This window comes from Microbacterium shaanxiense (assembly GCF_054779995.1).
This window is the reverse complement of sequence record NZ_BAAGXE010000008.1, coordinates 1-16111: the sequence shown is the minus strand read 5'-3', so window position 1 is coordinate 16111 and position 16111 is coordinate 1. Positions and strand designations below refer to the sequence as shown.

15 protein-coding genes are annotated in these 16111 nt (G+C 67.2%); 10 read left to right on the top strand and 5 right to left on the bottom strand.

The features are described 5' to 3' along the window. Positions 1-13: 13 nt before the first annotated feature. Positions 14-1429, bottom strand: a complete 1416-nt coding sequence (locus ACYVG2_RS18720) for an L-serine ammonia-lyase (RefSeq protein WP_460782371.1) — start codon at positions 1427-1429, stop codon at positions 14-16. 80 nt (positions 1430-1509) lie between these two features. After that, on the bottom strand, positions 1510-2535 hold the full coding sequence (locus tag ACYVG2_RS18715; protein WP_460782370.1) for an Lrp/AsnC family transcriptional regulator: 1026 nt from the start codon (positions 2533-2535) through the stop codon (positions 1510-1512). A 79-nt stretch (positions 2536-2614) separates the two neighbouring features. On the opposite strand from ACYVG2_RS18715, the gene ACYVG2_RS18710 reads away from it, so the two are divergent. The 7 genes from ACYVG2_RS18710 to ACYVG2_RS18680 all read left to right on the top strand — a co-directional run bounded on the left by ACYVG2_RS18710 (position 2615) and on the right by ACYVG2_RS18680 (position 9562). Beyond that, positions 2615-4078 carry an MFS transporter gene (locus ACYVG2_RS18710; protein WP_460782369.1) on the top strand — a complete coding sequence of 488 codons (1464 nt, stop codon included), beginning with the start codon at positions 2615-2617 and terminating at the stop codon, positions 4076-4078. After that, positions 4075-5301: an amidohydrolase gene (locus ACYVG2_RS18705; protein ID WP_460782367.1), complete on the top strand. Its 1227-nt coding sequence runs from the start codon at positions 4075-4077 to the stop codon at positions 5299-5301. The genes ACYVG2_RS18710 and ACYVG2_RS18705 overlap by 4 nt, the downstream gene beginning before the upstream one ends. A 56-nt stretch (positions 5302-5357) precedes the next feature. Next, on the top strand, positions 5358-6275 hold the full coding sequence (locus tag ACYVG2_RS18700) for an ABC transporter ATP-binding protein (protein WP_460782366.1): 918 nt from the start codon (positions 5358-5360) through the stop codon (positions 6273-6275). Then, the gene (locus ACYVG2_RS18695; protein WP_460782365.1) at positions 6272-7084 is read left to right on the top strand and encodes an ABC transporter permease; all 813 of its coding nucleotides are present in this window, start codon (positions 6272-6274) and stop codon (positions 7082-7084) included. The genes ACYVG2_RS18700 and ACYVG2_RS18695 overlap by 4 nt, the downstream gene beginning before the upstream one ends. Positions 7085-7099: 15 nt before the next feature. After that, the gene (locus ACYVG2_RS18690; protein ID WP_460782364.1) at positions 7100-8284 is read left to right on the top strand and encodes a sensor histidine kinase; all 1185 of its coding nucleotides are present in this window, start codon (positions 7100-7102) and stop codon (positions 8282-8284) included. Then, on the top strand, positions 8262-8933 hold the full coding sequence (locus ACYVG2_RS18685; RefSeq protein ID WP_460782363.1) for a response regulator: 672 nt from the start codon (positions 8262-8264) through the stop codon (positions 8931-8933). The genes ACYVG2_RS18690 and ACYVG2_RS18685 overlap by 23 nt, the downstream gene beginning before the upstream one ends. A 128-nt stretch (positions 8934-9061) precedes the next feature. After that, positions 9062-9562: a hypothetical protein gene (locus ACYVG2_RS18680; RefSeq protein WP_460782362.1), complete on the top strand. Its 501-nt coding sequence runs from the start codon at positions 9062-9064 to the stop codon at positions 9560-9562. A gap of 53 nt (positions 9563-9615) precedes the next feature. On the opposite strand, the gene ACYVG2_RS18675 is transcribed toward ACYVG2_RS18680, so the two are convergent. The 3 genes from ACYVG2_RS18675 to ACYVG2_RS18665 all read right to left on the bottom strand — a co-directional run bounded on the left by ACYVG2_RS18675 (position 9616) and on the right by ACYVG2_RS18665 (position 12742). Next, positions 9616-10542 (bottom strand): oxidoreductase, encoded by a 927-nt coding sequence (locus ACYVG2_RS18675; protein WP_460782361.1) that lies wholly within the window; start codon positions 10540-10542, stop codon positions 9616-9618. A 455-nt stretch (positions 10543-10997) separates the two neighbouring features. Continuing rightward, positions 10998-12179, bottom strand: a complete 1182-nt coding sequence (gene solA, locus ACYVG2_RS18670) for an N-methyl-L-tryptophan oxidase (protein WP_460782360.1) — start codon at positions 12177-12179, stop codon at positions 10998-11000. Continuing rightward, a complete protein-coding gene (locus tag ACYVG2_RS18665) occupies positions 12176-12742 on the bottom strand; it encodes a TetR/AcrR family transcriptional regulator (RefSeq protein WP_460782359.1) in 567 nt (188 codons plus the stop codon). Before ACYVG2_RS18665 ends, solA begins: the two co-directional genes overlap by 4 nt. A 95-nt stretch (positions 12743-12837) precedes the next feature. On the opposite strand from ACYVG2_RS18665, the gene ACYVG2_RS18660 reads away from it, so the two are divergent. The 3 genes from ACYVG2_RS18660 to ACYVG2_RS18650 all read left to right on the top strand — a co-directional run bounded on the left by ACYVG2_RS18660 (position 12838) and on the right by ACYVG2_RS18650 (position 16059). Beyond that, positions 12838-14064: a metal-dependent hydrolase family protein gene (locus ACYVG2_RS18660; protein ID WP_460782358.1), complete on the top strand. Its 1227-nt coding sequence runs from the start codon at positions 12838-12840 to the stop codon at positions 14062-14064. Positions 14065-14069: 5 nt separating this feature from the next. Beyond that, positions 14070-14948: an alpha/beta hydrolase gene (locus tag ACYVG2_RS18655; protein WP_460782399.1), complete on the top strand. Its 879-nt coding sequence runs from the start codon at positions 14070-14072 to the stop codon at positions 14946-14948. A gap of 706 nt (positions 14949-15654) precedes the next feature. Next, positions 15655-16059: a YveK family protein gene (locus tag ACYVG2_RS18650; protein WP_460782356.1), complete on the top strand. Its 405-nt coding sequence runs from the start codon at positions 15655-15657 to the stop codon at positions 16057-16059. Positions 16060-16111: the final 52 nt, after the last annotated feature.

The following is a 16111-nucleotide window of genomic DNA, read 5'->3' as shown; positions in this document are numbered from 1 at the left end:
CGTGGTGTTCCTCTCAACACTCGACGACGTTGACGGCGAGTCCGCCCTGGGCCGTCTCTTTGTACTTGTCGCTCATGTCCGCGCCGGTGTCGCGCATCGTCGCGATCACCTGGTCGAGGGAGACGCGGTGCTCCCCGTCGCCCCACAGCGCCATTCGCGCGGCATTGATCGCTTTCGACGCCGCGATCGCGTTGCGTTCGATACAGGGGACCTGCACCAGCCCGCCGATCGGGTCGCAGGTGAGGCCGAGGTTGTGCTCCATGGCGATTTCGGCAGCGTTCTCCACCTGACGTGGCGTGCCGCCGAGGATCTCGGCTAAGCCTGCTGCGGCCATCGACGATGCCGACCCGACCTCGCCCTGGCAGCCGACCTCGGCGCCGGAGATCGAGGCGTTCGCCTTGTAGAGCGAGCCGACGGCGGCCGCAGTGAGCAGGAATCTCTCGATGATGTCCTCGCGCGCTCCTTCGCGGCCGGACGTGGCCGCGGGGGTGTAGTGCAAGGCGTAGTACAGCACCGCCGGAACGATGCCGGCCGCGCCGTTGGTCGGTGCCGTCACCACGCGTCCACCGCTCGCGTTCTCCTCGTTGACGGCGAGTGCGATGAGGTTCACGCGCTGCTGCCAGTGTTCGTGACCGTGGTCGGGATCCTCCGCGGCCAGACGCGCCGCCCACGCGCCCGCCCGGCGCCGCACCTTCAGGCCGCCGGGGAGCACGCCGTCGCGCCGGACCGATGAGCGCACGCTCGACTCCATCACGTCCCAGATGTGCCGCAGGCCCGCATGGATCTCGTCGCCAGACCGCCGAGCGCGTTCGTTCTCGCGCATCACCTCGCTCACGGCGAGTCCTGTCTCCTCGCACCTGGACAGGAGCTCGGCCCCTGAGGAGAACGGCAACGGGGGATCGCACCGTGTGGTCGGGGCCGAGGCCGCGTCCTCGTCCGCGTCCTCGTCCTCGCGGACGATGAACCCGCCGCCGACCGAGAAGTAGGTCTGTGTGGCGAGCTCGTCGCCGGCCGCATCGACGGCGGTGAACGACAGTGCGTTGGGGTGGCGGGGGTGAATGGTCAGCGGGCGCAGGATGAAGTCCTCGACCGCGCAGGGGATGGGATGCCGTCCGCCGAGCTCGACGGTTCCGGTACGGGTGATCTCGTCAAGCCGCGCCGTGACCTCGTCGGGGGTGATCTCGTCGGAGCGCGCTCCCGTCAGTCCCAGCAGTACAGCGGTGAAGGTGCCATGCCCCGCCCCGGTTGCAGCGAGGGAGCCGAAGATCTCGACGCGCACGGTCGACACACGCGGGAGCGCGTCCCGTGCCTCGAGCGACGCGGCGAAGTCCGCGGCGGCCTTCATCGGGCCGACGGTGTGAGAGCTCGAGGGACCGATCCCGACCGTGAAGAGGTCGAAGACTCCGACAATCGGCTGCGCATGCGTCATGGAACGTACGCTAGGCAGCGAGGACGTCAGGCGCGTCCAGTTGATGATTCCTTGCCGAACGAGCAGTCGTCGCGCAGTATCTAGGTCAGCATGGGAACCATGGTGTCGGTTGCGAGCCCCCCGGTCCGAAGGTATCGTCCCTCCTTCTTCAGGCTCTGCAACACCACCGATCGGTCGGCGATCGAGACGCCGGGAACCCCTTCCTCGATCGCTACCTCGAGTCGCTGCACGTCGGCGAGTGCCCGCATCCATACCGACAGCACGAGGTTGTACGGGCCGATCGTCGACGCCGCCATGCGGACTTCGCTGAGCCGCGTCATGGCGGAGCCCACACGCTCGGCCACGGTCGCCGGAACGCGAAGGAAGTACCACGCGTGCACGGGCCAGCCCGAATGAGCGCGCGCAACCTCGGTGCGAACGACGAGGCGTCCCTGAGCGCTGAGTGTGGCGAGCGCCTCGCGGATGCGGCGTTGCCCCACCCCCAGCTCTCTGGCAATGCTCGTCACGGTGGCGCGCCCATCCTGCCCGAGCGTGTGCAGCAGCGCGTGCTCAAGCTGCGGTTCGACCCTGCCACGAGCCGCGGTCGGCGCATCGAGGGTGCGCTCGACTGCGGACGTCTCATCGGTCGACAAGGAGCGCAGGCGCCACTGCCCGGCGTCTGTGAACGGTGAGGACAGAAGGAGAGTACGCGTCGCACGCACGCCCGGGAGTCGACGCATTCTCCCCATGATGTATTCGCTCAGCGCGTCCAGATCGCTCGCACCCACGATGGCCAGCAGGTCTCGTCCTCCCGCGGTGTGATCGATCGTGAACGCCTCGGGGTCGGCGGCGAGAGTCTGCGCGATCTCCAGAGTCGCGCCGGGCTCGGCTTCGATCTCGAGGATCGCCGATGGCCCCCGCGCACCGGCCCCGGGGTGCCCGGCCACCCACGCGAGTCCGTGATCGGACAACCGTTCCCACCGGCGGGCCAGCGTGACCGAGTCGACGCCGATGATCGGCGCGAGGGAGGCCCACCGGGCGCGCGGGTTGATCTGAAGCGCTTGAATCAGTCTCTTGTCCGTCTCATCAAGGCTCGCTAACTGCGCAGCAACGTCAGTCTTGTTCATAAAACTGCATTCTAGGTGCCCTCTTCGCGCTCGCGGGTGAACATGTCCCATCGCATTGGAATCGACGGAGGAGCACGTCATGTCGCAGAGACTCTCCCGGGGGCGCTCGGCAATCGGTGTCGTCGGCTTTCTGGTCGTCATGGAGTTCGGCAGTGGTGCGCTGCAGGGCTGGTTCTCGCCGTTGCTCGCCGCGATCGGTCAGCAGTTCGGTGTCGGCGCCGGCGCGCTGAACTGGGTGAGCGCGATGTACATGCTCATGACCGTCGCCTGCGTCCCCATCCTGGCGAAGCTCGGCGACATGTTCGGGCACAAGCGGCTCCTGGTCGTGGCGACCGCACTCGTCGCCGCGGGATCGCTGGTCGTCGCCTTCGCACCGACATTCGAGCTGTTCCTCCTCGGACGGGCGCTGCAGGCACCGCTCGCGGCGTTCCTGCCGTTGGAGTTCGCGATCGTCCGCGCCCGAGACGAGCGATCGGCGAGCCGAAGCATCGGAGTGCTCGTCGGCGCACTGACCCTCGGCGCCGCGGTCGGCTCCCTTCTGTCCGGGCTGCTCTTCGGCGCGACCGGCGATCTCACGATCGTCCTGTTGATCCCCGCGGTGTTCATCGCGTTGTGCGTGCCCGTCGTCGTGCTCCTCATACCCGAGACCGCTGTGCGAAAGCGAGGCCGTGTCGACATCGTCGGAGCGGTCCTGCTGACGATCGGCCTGCTCGCGATACTGACAGGTGTGTCGAACGCCGGCACATGGGGATGGGGAGATCCGCGCACCCTCGCCCTGGCCCTGGGTGGAGCGGCGGTGCTGGCGCTGTGGGTGATTGTGGAGCGCAGAATCGCCGATCCACTGGTCGACCTCACGATGCTCACTCGCGGGGGGATCGGGCTGCCGATCGTCGCCTCGCTGCTTTTCGGCGCTCAGACCTACGGCGGTCAGACGGCGAGCTTCCTCTGGCTCCTCGGAGATAACTCACGAGACGGATACGGTCTCGGGATTCCACCCGCAGCCGCCGGCGCGATCATCGTGCTGTATGCGCTCGCGGCCTTCCTCGGCACGCTCCTCGGGGATCGCCTCGCACGCCGGATCTCACCCCACCGAGCGATCGCGCTCGCCGGTGTGACAGCCGCCGCGAGCTTCGCTCTCATGATCGTCTCCGCCGGGGTGGCCGCGCTGTTCATCGCATCCATGGCGCTCGGCGGCATCTCTGCAGGAGTCCTGCTGGCGGTTCTTCCCGCGGTCGTGGTCCGCAATGCGCCAGCGGACTCGGTCGGTATCGCGTCAGCGCTCTTCAACACCGCTCGCACGGCGGCAGGAGCGGCCGCCGGGGCGGTATTCGCTCTCGTCATGACTCTGTTCGTCACCACGAGCGGCGACGGCGGCGCAACTGGGCCCCGCTCCACTCCCTCGTCTTTCGTCGCTGTCTGGGCGATCTGCCTGGCGATATCGCTGGTACTCGCCGTCGTCGGACTGCGCGTGCGGGTCGCCGCCGCGGCACCGCTCCGCGAGACCTCAAATCCACCTGCCGCCGAACCAATCGAGGAACGATGACAACCGCCCCACCATCCCCGTCCCACGCCGTCGCCGCCGGAGTCCGCGACGCGGTGATCGCCTCCCGCGCGAGCTGGGAAGCAGAGGTGCTGGCGTTGAGCGTGGAGATCCACCAGCATCCGGAGCTCGCTTTCGCAGAACATCACGCGTCCTCACAGGTGGCCACAACGCTGCGCAATGCCGGATTCGTCGCGCGCACAGGGGCGTTCGGGCTCGACACCGCAGTGGAAGCCACGTTCGGCGACGGGGACATCACCGTCGCGATCTGCGCAGAGTATGACGCGCTTCCCGGCCTCGGTCACGCCTGCGGACACAACATCATCGCGGCAGCCGGAGTCGGTGCGGCAATTGCACTGTCACGGGTCGCTGACGGCCTCGGGATCCGCGTGAAACTCCTCGGAACCCCGGCGGAGGAACACGGTGGGGGAAAGATCCTCATGTTGGAAGCAGGCGCGTGGGACGACGTCGACTTCTCCCTCATGGTGCACGGAGGCCCTGGAGACGATCTGCACTGCGGCGATGTGCGCACACAGGCCGTGGCCCGATTCGACATATCCTTCCAGGGCCACCCCGGCCATGCCGGTGCTCCGAGTCCTGACGGAGTGAACGCGGCGAACGCGGCGACGATCGGACTCGTAGCCATGGGACTCCTTCGACAGCACCTCCCGGATGGCGTGCGAGCCAACGCCTTCATTGCGCACGGCGGCGAGGCGACGAACATCATCCCGTCCTCGACACGAGTACGCGCCGAAGTGCGCGCTGACACGCTGGAGGCGGTGGAGAGTGTACAGCGCCGTATCCTCGCCTGCTTTGAGGCCGGTGCGACCGCGACCGGCTGTTCCTGGACGTGGGAGCACGCCGAACCCACATATGCCGATGTCGTCCAGAATCCGGTGCTCGCCCGTGCATGGGACCGCAACCTCGCCACTCTCGGGCGCTCGCCGCGCCCCCACACAGGGGCGCCTGGCGGGTCGACCGACATGGGCAATGTGTCTCATGCCATTCCCTCGATTCATCCGCTCATCGCAATCGAGGGATGCTCTTCGGACCCGCACACACGCGAGTTCGCGGACGATGCGATCGGACCCGCTGCCGGAGCAGCGGTTGTCGACGGGGCCCTCGCGATGGCGCTCACCGCTGTCGATGCGGTGACGCACCTGCGCGATGGGCAGAGGCTCGTCGACCCGGACACGGACGATGAAGAGAGGTACCACGGGCGGTAGTGGGGAGTACCGCAGGCAGATGTCCTGACGGCCGGCGAAAACTCAGCATTGAAGACATGATCACCAGTCAGAACCTCACGAAACGATACGGCGAGAAGACCGTCGTCGACGACCTCACCTTCACCGTGCGCCCGGGCGTCGTCACCGGATTCCTCGGACCGAACGGCGCAGGCAAGTCCACGACCATGCGCATGCTCGTCGGCCTCGACCGGCCCACCAGCGGCGACATCACGATCGGCGGGCGCCGATATCACGACCTCCCCGATCCGGTTCGTCATCTCGGCGTCATGCTCGACGCGCGATCCGTGAACCCCGGCCGGACCGCTCTCAACCATCTTCTCGTCGTCGCCGACACTCACGGCATCTCCCGTGCCCGAGCGACTGAAGTGCTCGAGATGGTGGGACTGGGAGCCGTCGCAGACAAGCGGGCGGGCGGCTTCTCGCTCGGCATGAGCCAACGGCTCGGTATCGCGACCGCGCTCCTGGGCGACCCGACCGCGCTCGTGCTCGACGAACCCGTCAACGGACTCGACCCGGACGGGGTGCTGTGGCTTCGACACCTTCTCGTGCGGCTCGCCGCCGAAGGACGGACCGTGTTCCTCTCCTCTCACCTCATGAGCGAGCTGTCCTTGATCGCGGAAGACCTCGTCGTCATCGGGCAAGGCCGTCTGCTCGCGGCGGGCAGCGTGGACGACGTCATCGAGTCGGTAGCCCCGCAGACCACCCGCGTCGTGACGCCAGAGGCCCCACGCCTCGCCGACGCGATCCAGAACTCCGGCGTCGAGGTGCGCCGGGCGGATGACGGCACGCTGTTCGTCAGCGAGCTCAGCGCTCGTGAGGTGGGGATCATCGCCGCGGACCAGGGAGTCACGCTCTACGAACTCGCCACCGAACGTGCATCACTCGAGGAAGCGTTCATGCACATCACCCGCAACGCTGTCGAGTACACGTTTCACGAGGAGGCCGTCGCATGACCACCGCACCTGCTGTCCCGGTCCTGACCGCACCGCGAGGTCGGGAACGCATCACCGGTGCCGGTCTCGTTCGCTCGGAGTGGCGCAAGCTCTGGACGATCCGCTCGCTGTGGATGACGTTGAGCGCCGCGTTCGCGCTCACGATCGGCCTCTGCGCCTACATGATCATCGACGGCACCACACTGGGCGGCGGCGACGCCGGCCACATACCGTTTGGTTGGACCGCCATCTATCCGGTCGGCATGCTGGTGCTCGTCGTCTTCGGCGTGCTGAGCGTGAGCACCGAATACGCCAGCGGCTCGATCCGCACCAGCCTCACCGTGGCGCCTCGTCGTACGGGTGTGATGCTCGCGAAGGCGACGGTCGTCACGGGCGTCTCCGCAGTTCTCGCGGCTGTGACGACCGTTCTGCTGTACCTGCTGCTTCAGGCGACGGGTACGGTTCCGTCCGCGGCCGGAATGTCCCTATTCGCCCCCGACATGTTCTGGGGAGCGCTCGGCGGCACGCTCATGATGCCTTACGGCGCACTCTTCGGCGTACTGCTGGGGTGGCTGCTTCGCAACGCGGCCGGCGCGATCTGCCTGTACTTCGGCCTGTTCCAGATGGGGCCGCAGATCCTCCCGACGTTCCTCCCCGAATCTCTCGCCGGGGTGACGGACTACATGCCACTCGCGGCAATCAACATCATGCGATCGGGTGGGCTGAGCACCGAACCGTACGGCGCCGTCACTGCCGGCATCATTTTGATGGCGTGGTTGGCCGTGCTTGGTAGCTTGGCGTGGTGGCGGTTGAAGAAGTTCGACGGCTGAAGCGGGGTGGCGGGCATGACACGACGACGAGACTGGGTGAGGGCGTTCGACGCCGCCCACCCCCTCGTATGGGATGTCGTGCTCGCCCTCGTCGTCTTCCTCGCCTGCACCAGCGCTTCGGCCGGCCTCCGGACGGTCGGAATGCCGGTCCTCCTGGTCACGTGCGGCATGGTCGTACTGCGCCGCCGGACTCCTCTGCTCGCGCTCGTCATCGCGACCGTCGCGCTCAGCGCCGGCGTGGTGACGAGCGCGCTGGCCGGGGAAGACCCGCCGTGGGGATACCTCCCGATATGGATACTGCTGTTCCATGTGGGACTGCGCCGGAAGAGGGCGTTCGCGATCGCCGCTGCACTCGCCGGCGTCGTGGCACTCGCAGCATTTGCCGGCGCAGGCAGGCTCGGCACGCTTGCGCTCGAAGATCGCGCGGCAGTGCTCCTTCCGGTCACAGCCATGAGCGCAGCGGCGCTCCTCGCCGGAGCACAGTTGCGAGCATCTCGCGACGCACAGCGGCAACAGCGCGACGAAGCGGCACGGGCAGCGGCAGTCGCTGAACGGTCACGGATCTCTCGCGAGATGCATGACCTGATCGGACATGACCTCTCCGTCATCGCCTCGCTGTCCGCTGGCGGTCAGAACGTGGCGCACTCCTCGCCCGAGGACGCTGAACGCGCTTTCGCCGCGATAGGAGAAGTGAGCCGGGCGTCGGTCGGTCAGCTGCGGCAGGTGCTCCGTCTGCTCCGCTCCGCCGATGACGACGACGTCCTTCCACTCGCGCCGCAACCCGATCTGTCGCAGCTGGGTGATCTGATCCACGCGGTACGCGGTGCAGGACTCCGCATCGACGATCAGCGTCACGGCGACCTTCGTGAGCTGCCGCCGGCCCACCAGCTCACGGTGTACAGGATCGTCCAAGAAGCTCTCACCAACACGCTGCGTCATAGCAGGGTCGGGACCGCGGTCACGGTACGTGTCGTCGCGGATGTGCGTGACGTGATCGTCTCTGTGGCGGACCGCGGCTCCGTTTCCGGGGTGGAGCCGCCAGCGCCGTGGACGGAGGGACACGGCATCATCGGCATGCGAGAGCGCGTCGCAGCGCTCGGCGGTACCCTCGAAGTCGGTCCGACCGCTGCCGGGTGGCTCGTCAGGGCAGTGATTCCAAGGCAAGGCGGTGCGTCCGATGAAAGTTCTCCTCGTCGATGATCAGGCCTTGCACCGGATGGGCATGCGCATGTTCCTGGCCGGACAGAACGGGATCGAAGTCGTGGGCGAGGCCGCGGACGGCGCCGAGGCCATCCAGCACTCGCTTCGCCTACGACCGGACGTCGTCGTCATGGATGTGCGGATGCCGGGGATCGACGGCATCGAGGCCACGCGGAGGATCGTTGCGGAGGCTCCGAGCGTCAGGGTGCTGCTGCTGACGACCTTCGATCTCGATGAGTACGTGATCGACGGCCTCGAAGCGGGAGCAAGTGGATTCCTCACAAAAGACGCCGAACCCAGCGACATCCTCTCCGCCATTCGCGCCATCGCCGCCGGGGACGCCGTCATCGCGCCCAGCGCGACACGGCGTCTCCTCTCACGCTTGACCGCCCGGATACCGAACCAGACCTCGTCGAGTTCGTCGGCACGGACCTCCGTCGCCCAGCTCAGCCCCCGCGAGTACGAGATCTTCCTAGAGATCGCACGCGGGGCGACGAACGCCGAGATCGCTGCGACGCTGCATCTTGCGGAGTCGACCGTCAAGAACAACGTCGGGCGGATCTTCGCGAAGGTCGGCGCGCGTGATCGCGTACATGCGGTGATCATCGCGCATCAGGCGGGAGTGTTGTCGGGCCTCACCGGAGACTAGCTCTAAGCCTCACCGGCGGTATTGCTCGGCAGTGTGAAAGGAAGGACGTGTCCATGTCATCCCACTCCGGCGACGCCCGGAAGCCTCGTCGACCCCTTGGGCGCGGTCGCCGCCACCCATCACCAGACATGCCCGTGGGAAAGGTGCGGGAATGGTTGTCGTCTTACGTCTACGGAAACATCACGGTCCTGAGCGCGGCGATCGCGGTGACGCCCGACCAGATCCACCATGGTGCGGCGGTGTGGACGGTACTCGCCACGGGTCTCCTGACGTTCCTCGCCCACGTACTCGCACACGTGGTCGCGCACGGGTTCGGTCAGACCGCCGACGAGAAGAAACCCACTGCGCACCGTGCGGCTCTGCGCGAGGTGCTCAGCACAGCCCGCCCTATCGCCACGTCGGCACTGATACCGGCAGCGCTCTTCGCAGTGGCGTGGTTCGGTTGGCTTCCGTCGGTATGGGGACAGGCCGCCGCGGTCATCGTCCTCGCCGTGCGCATCGGCTTCGTCGGGGTGTTCACGCAGCGGTTCAGCGGAAAGGCTCTGACGCTGAGGGCGCTCTGGAGCGGTGTGGTGCTCGCCTTGGTGGCGTTCGGGATCGGGATCGCGAAAGTGCTGCTCACCCACTAGTCGAGAGTTGCGAGCCGGGCGCGGGGAATCCGTCGACCGCCGATTCGTACCGGCTAGCCCGGTCCTTCGCTCGTCGCGGCGAGGAGCGTCGTGACGATGTCGCCGATCGGTGTCGGAATGCCGTGGACTCGGCCGAGGCGGGAGACGACCCCGTTGCGGACGTCCCATTCCAGCGGGCGCCCTGCCTCGCGGTCGGTCAGGATTGACGTGCTCAGGTCGGCGGGGAATGACTGGAATCGCGCCAGGACCTCATCCGGGACGGCGTCGCTGAGCCGCGCGCCTTCGGCACGGGCGACGCGCAGACTCTCCTGCAGGTACGCGAGGGTCAAGGCGGCGACGTCGTCGCGCGCGAACATACCCGAGCGCCTCCCGGTGAGTGCCATCAGGCCGGCTGCCGCGTTTTGGAGGAGCTTGCGCCACGCGACGGCCAGGAAGTCGGGGGAGAGGTCGACGGCGCACCTCGTGCCACGAAGAACCTTGGCGATCCGGAGGCTCCCACGCGCGTCGGGCAGCGTGAGCCGCGCTTCGCCGCGCAGACGCACCGAGCCGTCGGTCTGCGCCTGCGCGGGGAACCAGACCACGGACGGGAGGATCCTCGCCTCTGGCGGGAGATGTGGGGAGACCATCGCGGTCTGCTCGACGCCGTTCTGGAGGACGCAGACCACGGTGTCCGGCCCACACAGCGCGGCGAGCCACGGCGCGGCACCGTCGATTTGGGTCGCCTTGACCGCGAGGAATACGACATCGGCAGGGTGTGGCGCCTGATCCGGATCTGTATGTACCGGGCCGGGCACACTGATGCGCTTGTCTCCTGTGAGGAGTTGGAGTCCTGGGCGCGGCGTGCGGCCGTAGAGGGTCGGTGTGCGTCCGGCCTCGTGTAGCGCCGCGGCGATCGTGGTCCCGATCGCTCCTGGCCCGACCACGGCGACCTCGCGCGTCGCGACATCGACGGTCGGGGCGGCGGTCTCGCGTTCGATCACGCGCAACACCGTACCGTGTCCTGGTTGCGAGAAGCTCGCACGGCCTCACGCTTCCCGGCTGAGCGTGACTCGAGGTCGCGTGCGCGTCAGCGACCTCGTCGAGTCCTCGGGGACCCGGCGACGCACCTGGATGCCTACCGCGCCTCGCTCGCCGACACCCACGGAGATGTTCCCTGACCGAGAAGGTGCTCTCCTGCAGTCGAAGGTTCGCGTCATCGATTCCGGACATGGCCTCTGCACTACTACTACTACTACTACTACTACGGAGGCCCTTCACCGCTTGTATGCCTGGTCGCTGAATGGTCCGTCAAAGGCGTCGGGGCGTCGGTTACGTGTCGTCGCACCGGGCAGATCGCGTCGTATTCTCGTCGGACTCCGATGCCATTGACGTTGCCGTCGCCTTGTGGGTTCGAGAGCGGGCACGATTGCGGGAGTGGGAGAATACGGTCTCCCTTTCACGCGGTTCCCAGCCGGAAGACGGGCACGAAGTCGGGGTCGACGATCGCCGGTCGCGTCAGGCTGAACGACGAGATGTCGTGCTCCGTGCGGCCGACCGTGAGCAGGTCGGCGAGAATCCGCCCGACCAGGCTCGCGAATTTTCCCGCATGGCCGGCGCCGTTGAACACGGCGACGTGGGGATGGTCGGGGATGGTGTCGAGCACGAAGTCCCGGTCGGCGGGCATGTCGTACACGCACGTCTTGCTCATCAGCAACGGGCCGTCGGCGCCCGGCAGGTGCGCACGGAGGAAGGCGCGGAGGACCTCCGGCTCGTCGTCGTCTGGGACGAAGGAACGCTCCGAGGGGGAGATGAAGTGGCCGCGCATGTCGCGTGCGAGCCTGACGGCCGCTTCGCCGTAGACGGGGAATCCGTAGTGCACTTCGTTGCTGTGGTGGATCCAGATCGGGAATCTGTCCGGAGTGAAGTCGGAGAGATTCTGCGAGGAGAAGTACCCCACCTGTTCCTGGCTCAGCGTGAGAGCGAACGTCAGTCCGAGGTCGGGCATCAGGTCTCCGAGCCAGGATCCTGCGGCGACGACGAGATGGTCTCCGTCGAACGATCCCTCCGACGTCGAGACGGTCACCCCGTCGGCGTCGACCCGCACGCCCGTGACGACGACACCAGAGCGGAACTCCACCCCGGCGGCCATGGCGAGCGACACGTGGGCCGACACGGAGCGGCGGATGTCGAGGATGCCGGCATCCGCCTGATGGATCCCGATCGTGTCGTCCGTCACGTTCCACTGCGGGTACCGGCCGCGGATGTCGTCGATCGTCAGCTCATCGTAGCGGATGCCGGCCGCGTCCATCGCCCGTCGGTACTCGTCGATCTCCGCCGCGCCCGGGCTGTCCGCCAGCGCGAGGTCGATGCCTCCGGTCTGCGTGTAGACCTTCAGTCCGGAGCGCTCCTCGACGTGCGCCCACGCGGCGAACATCGCGTCGGTGAGCTTCGTGTAGTCGTCGCGGTGGTACGCCCGACGGATGATCCTCGAGTGGTCGCCGGACGAGCCGAGGGCGTGGCCGAGCTCGAACTGCTCCAACACGAGAACGCGCTCTGCGCCAGCCTGCGACAGCCAGTAGGCGGCCGCGGATCCGATGGCTCCGGCGCCGATGACGATGTGGGAGTAGCCCCGGGTCATGGTGTCGGCTCCTTCGCGAACGATGCGATGAAACGCTCTGCGGCAGCATCGACCTCCGCGGACGGGCTGAGCAGCCGCTGCAGTAGCAGCCCGCGCATGCCGGCGACGGCGACGAAGCTCGACTGTGCGGCATCCGTCGCCGTGAATCCATCGCGACGGGCAGCTGCTTCGAGGAGGTGCGTCAGATCGTCGAGGTCGGCGATGAACTCGTCGTAGGCACCGCGCTCGTACACGGCCAGTCCGATCAGGTGGAAGAAGGCACGGGTCCGCTCCTCCTGCGCCGCGCTCGAGTAGAAGTCCCAGATTGCCCGGAAAAGCTCGAGGAACCCAAGGCCCTCGCTCGTCGCCGCGATCATGAGGTTGTCGCGGCGGCGTGCTTCGGAGAGCACCGCGCTGAGCAGGCCCGGTCGTGAACTGAAGTGGTAGGTCAGTAGCGTGTGGTGCACACTGAGCCGCTCCGCCACCTGCCGCATCGAGAGGTTCGGGCTGGGGCCGTTCTCGCCGAACTCGTCGAACAGCGCCTGTAGGAGACGTGCCTTTCCTTCGCCCACCGGTGCTCGCATGTTGCCTCCGTTGATTTCTTCACCACTGTTGAGTACGTTAGCGCACAACCAATTCACCACTGTTGAGGACGCGGTCGATCTCGGAAGAGGACTCGATGACAAAGACCTGGTTCGCAGGCGGGATCCTCGCCGACGGCTCTGGTGCCGAGCCCTCGCCCGCAGACGTGTGCGTGGAAGACGGCATCATCACCCGAATCGGAGATGCTCCGGCGAACGCGACCACCGTCGACCTCGACGGCATGCTGCTGACGCCCGGTCTGATCGACGCCCACGTGCACTTCGGACTCTCGAGCCCGATCCGCGCGCAGTTCGGCTTCCAGCTCTCGGCCGCGGAGATCGCGGCCGACATCTTCGTCACAGCCGGCCGCACCCTCGACGCCGGCTTCACCACGGTGCGCGACACCGGAGGCATCGACGGGGGAGTCGTCAACGTCATCGCGAAGGGCAAAGTGCGTGGTCCTCGAGTGCTCTCGTGCGGCCCCGTGCAGTGTCAGACCGGCGGACACGGCTACTACGGCGCCGCGTGGGAGCCGACCGAGCTGTGGGAGACGCACCACGTCCCCGGCCTCGCCGCGCTGTCGCTCATGTCGGGCAACGCCGACGAACTGCGCCGCAACGTCCGCGAGTCGTTCCGCCGCGGCGCGACCTTCCTCAAGCTGTGCGTCACCGGTGGCGTCGTCGGATCCCACGACAGCCTCGACGACACGCAGTTCACCATGGCGGAGATCGCGGTCGCGGTCGAGGAGGCAGCGGCACGCGGCACCTACGTGACGGTGCACGCCCACAACAACGCCGGCATCCGCAACGCCGTGCAGGCCGGGGTCCGCTGCGTGGAGCACGGCACCGACATCGACGAGCCGACTGTGAACCTGATGCGCGAGCATGACGTGGCGCTCGTCCCCACCTTCGCGGTGGTCGATCAGGTCATGGACCCGGAGAGCCTGGACCTCGACCCCTCGGCGCGTGACCGTGTCGCAGGAGCCCGTCGGCGCATGGTCACCGCCCTCGGGATCGCTCGCGAAGCGGGCGTGCGGGTCGGGCTCGGCTCCGACCTCCTCGGCCCCGAGCAGTACCGCCGCGGCGAGGAGCTGCGGCTGCGCGCCGAGCTGGAGTCGCCCATGCAGGCACTCGTCTCGGCGACCCGCGTGAACGCCGACATCCTCGGCATCGGCGACACCGTCGGCATGATCCGCGTGGGGATGACGGCCGACATGGTCGCCTGGGCGCGCAACCCGCTCGACGACGCCCGCGTCTTCGCGGATCCGGACATGGCCGCCTTCGTCGTGAAGGCCGGCCGCATCATGAAGGGAGACACCCAGTGAGCGCGATGCTGAACGGCTGCTTGGTCGACACGGAGTACTTCGAGATCACGGCCCGGTCAGGGCGCCGCTACGGCGTCTGGGTGACGACGCCCCCGGGCTATGCCGAGTCCACCGAACCGCTGCCCCTGATCTATGTGGTGGACGGCAACTGGGCCGTCGGGTTCACCGCTCCGCTCATCGTCACCCAGGCGGACCCTTACCTCACCGTCGCCCCCTACATCCAGGTCAGCGTCGGCTACGCCGGCGACGAGGCCGCGCAGTGGGCACAGCTCCGCAACCGCGACCTCGTGCCGCCGGGAGAACCCGTCGGCGACGAGATGCGGAGGACGCTCGCGGCCGCCCGCGACTCCGGGGCGATGAGTCCGGAGCACGTGGACGCCTATCTCGCCCAGCTGGCCGACACCCATGCCGATGTGTTCCTCGCGTTCCTGACCGAGGAGCTGCACCCGCTTCTGCAGTCGAAAGTCCGGGTCAGCGAGAGCGGGCATGGCCTCTTCGGATACTCCTATGGGGGCCTCTTCGCCCTGTACGCCTGGTTGCGTGAGACCTATCCGTTCGCGACGTTCGGCGCCGGCAGCCCGGGCGTCGCGGCCACGGACAGCCAGGTGTTCCCCTTGATCGCGGCCCTGCCGGAGCGCGAGCCCGCCTCGTCGGCCCGACGGCTGCACGTCACGCTGAACGAAGCCGAGCTGTTCGGGGACATCCCGATCTATCGCGAGATCGGACGCAACCTGCTCACCGTCCTGGAGGAACTGCATGCCCGGGGACGTTCGGAGCGGATCACGAGGGCTATGCTGCACGAAACGCACCTCACGGGGCTGCAGGCATCCTTCCTCAGCTACCTCAAGACCTGCCACACGCGCGCGGACTCCGCCCCACGATGACGACGGCGAGTGGGTCAGCGCTCCTCGCTGATCTCGCCGCCGTTCTCCCGCCCGACCGTCTCACGACAGACCCGGATGTGCTGGAGAGCTAGGCGCACGATGATGCCGAGTGGGCGGAGTGAGTGGTCGCTGCCCGTCTGTCTCGTGCGCCCGCGCACGCCCGAAGAGGTGCAGCTCGTGGCCCAGGCGTGCCTGCGCCACGACGCGGCGGTCGTCGCCCGCGGGGCGTCAACAGGGCTTATGCCGAGACTGCGTTTAGGCGCAGTCATCGTGCGGAGCCCGGCTGTGCGGGTGCCGGAATCGGCGAGGACGGCCGTGTCACGGTGCCACTGGTGCAGCGCACGCGAGGACACTATCTGCTGGATCCACTTGTTGGCGCTGGTCGGATTATGTCGGTTGTGCGCTCCTCGCATCTTGAACGTTGCGGACTCCCAGTAACTCACGAATGCGTCGGGCGCAAGTTCGATGTTCGTTGCCAGGCATGCACGCTGTCATCGCCGAGTGCAAGCGGGCAGCGGATTGCCGCGCAACTCGTCGGGTCAGATCTCGGCTGCCGACTCGTCGTAACTCATGGGTTGTACTTCTCATGCCATGGGTTGTACTTCTCATGCTGTGACACGGCATTCAGCGGTCGACGGTAGGGGCGTCAGCAGACGGCATCTCAGATGCCGTACGTGCGGGGCTGCCGGTCAGATGTTTGGGAGAAATGATGGAGCTGACGGACTACGTCCGCATCGTGCGCACGCATTGGATCGTGATCTTGGTCGCTACGGTTCTTAGTGTCGGCGCGGCGTTCGGATGGAATTCGCTGCAACCGCGCGTCTATTCCGCCGACACCACTGGCATTGTCACGGCCGTAGGCGGAAACAGCACCAGCGGAGCCGCACTCGTCGGAACGCAACTCGCGCAGAGTCGGGTCAAGTCGTATCTCGAACTCGGTTCGTGGCGGGCTGTGGCGGAACACGCAATCGCAGAACTTGGTCTCGGGTCATCGCCGGAGGGACTGGTCGCTCGTGTGCGTGTGACCAACCCGCAGGACACTACGTCTCTTATGGTTACCGCCACTGGCCCGACACCCGAGGAAGCAAAAGAGCTGGCTCAGGCTTGGTGAACCGCCCTGGGTTTCGTTCCGTTCCTTTATCGAGAGGATGGGAACATGCCCG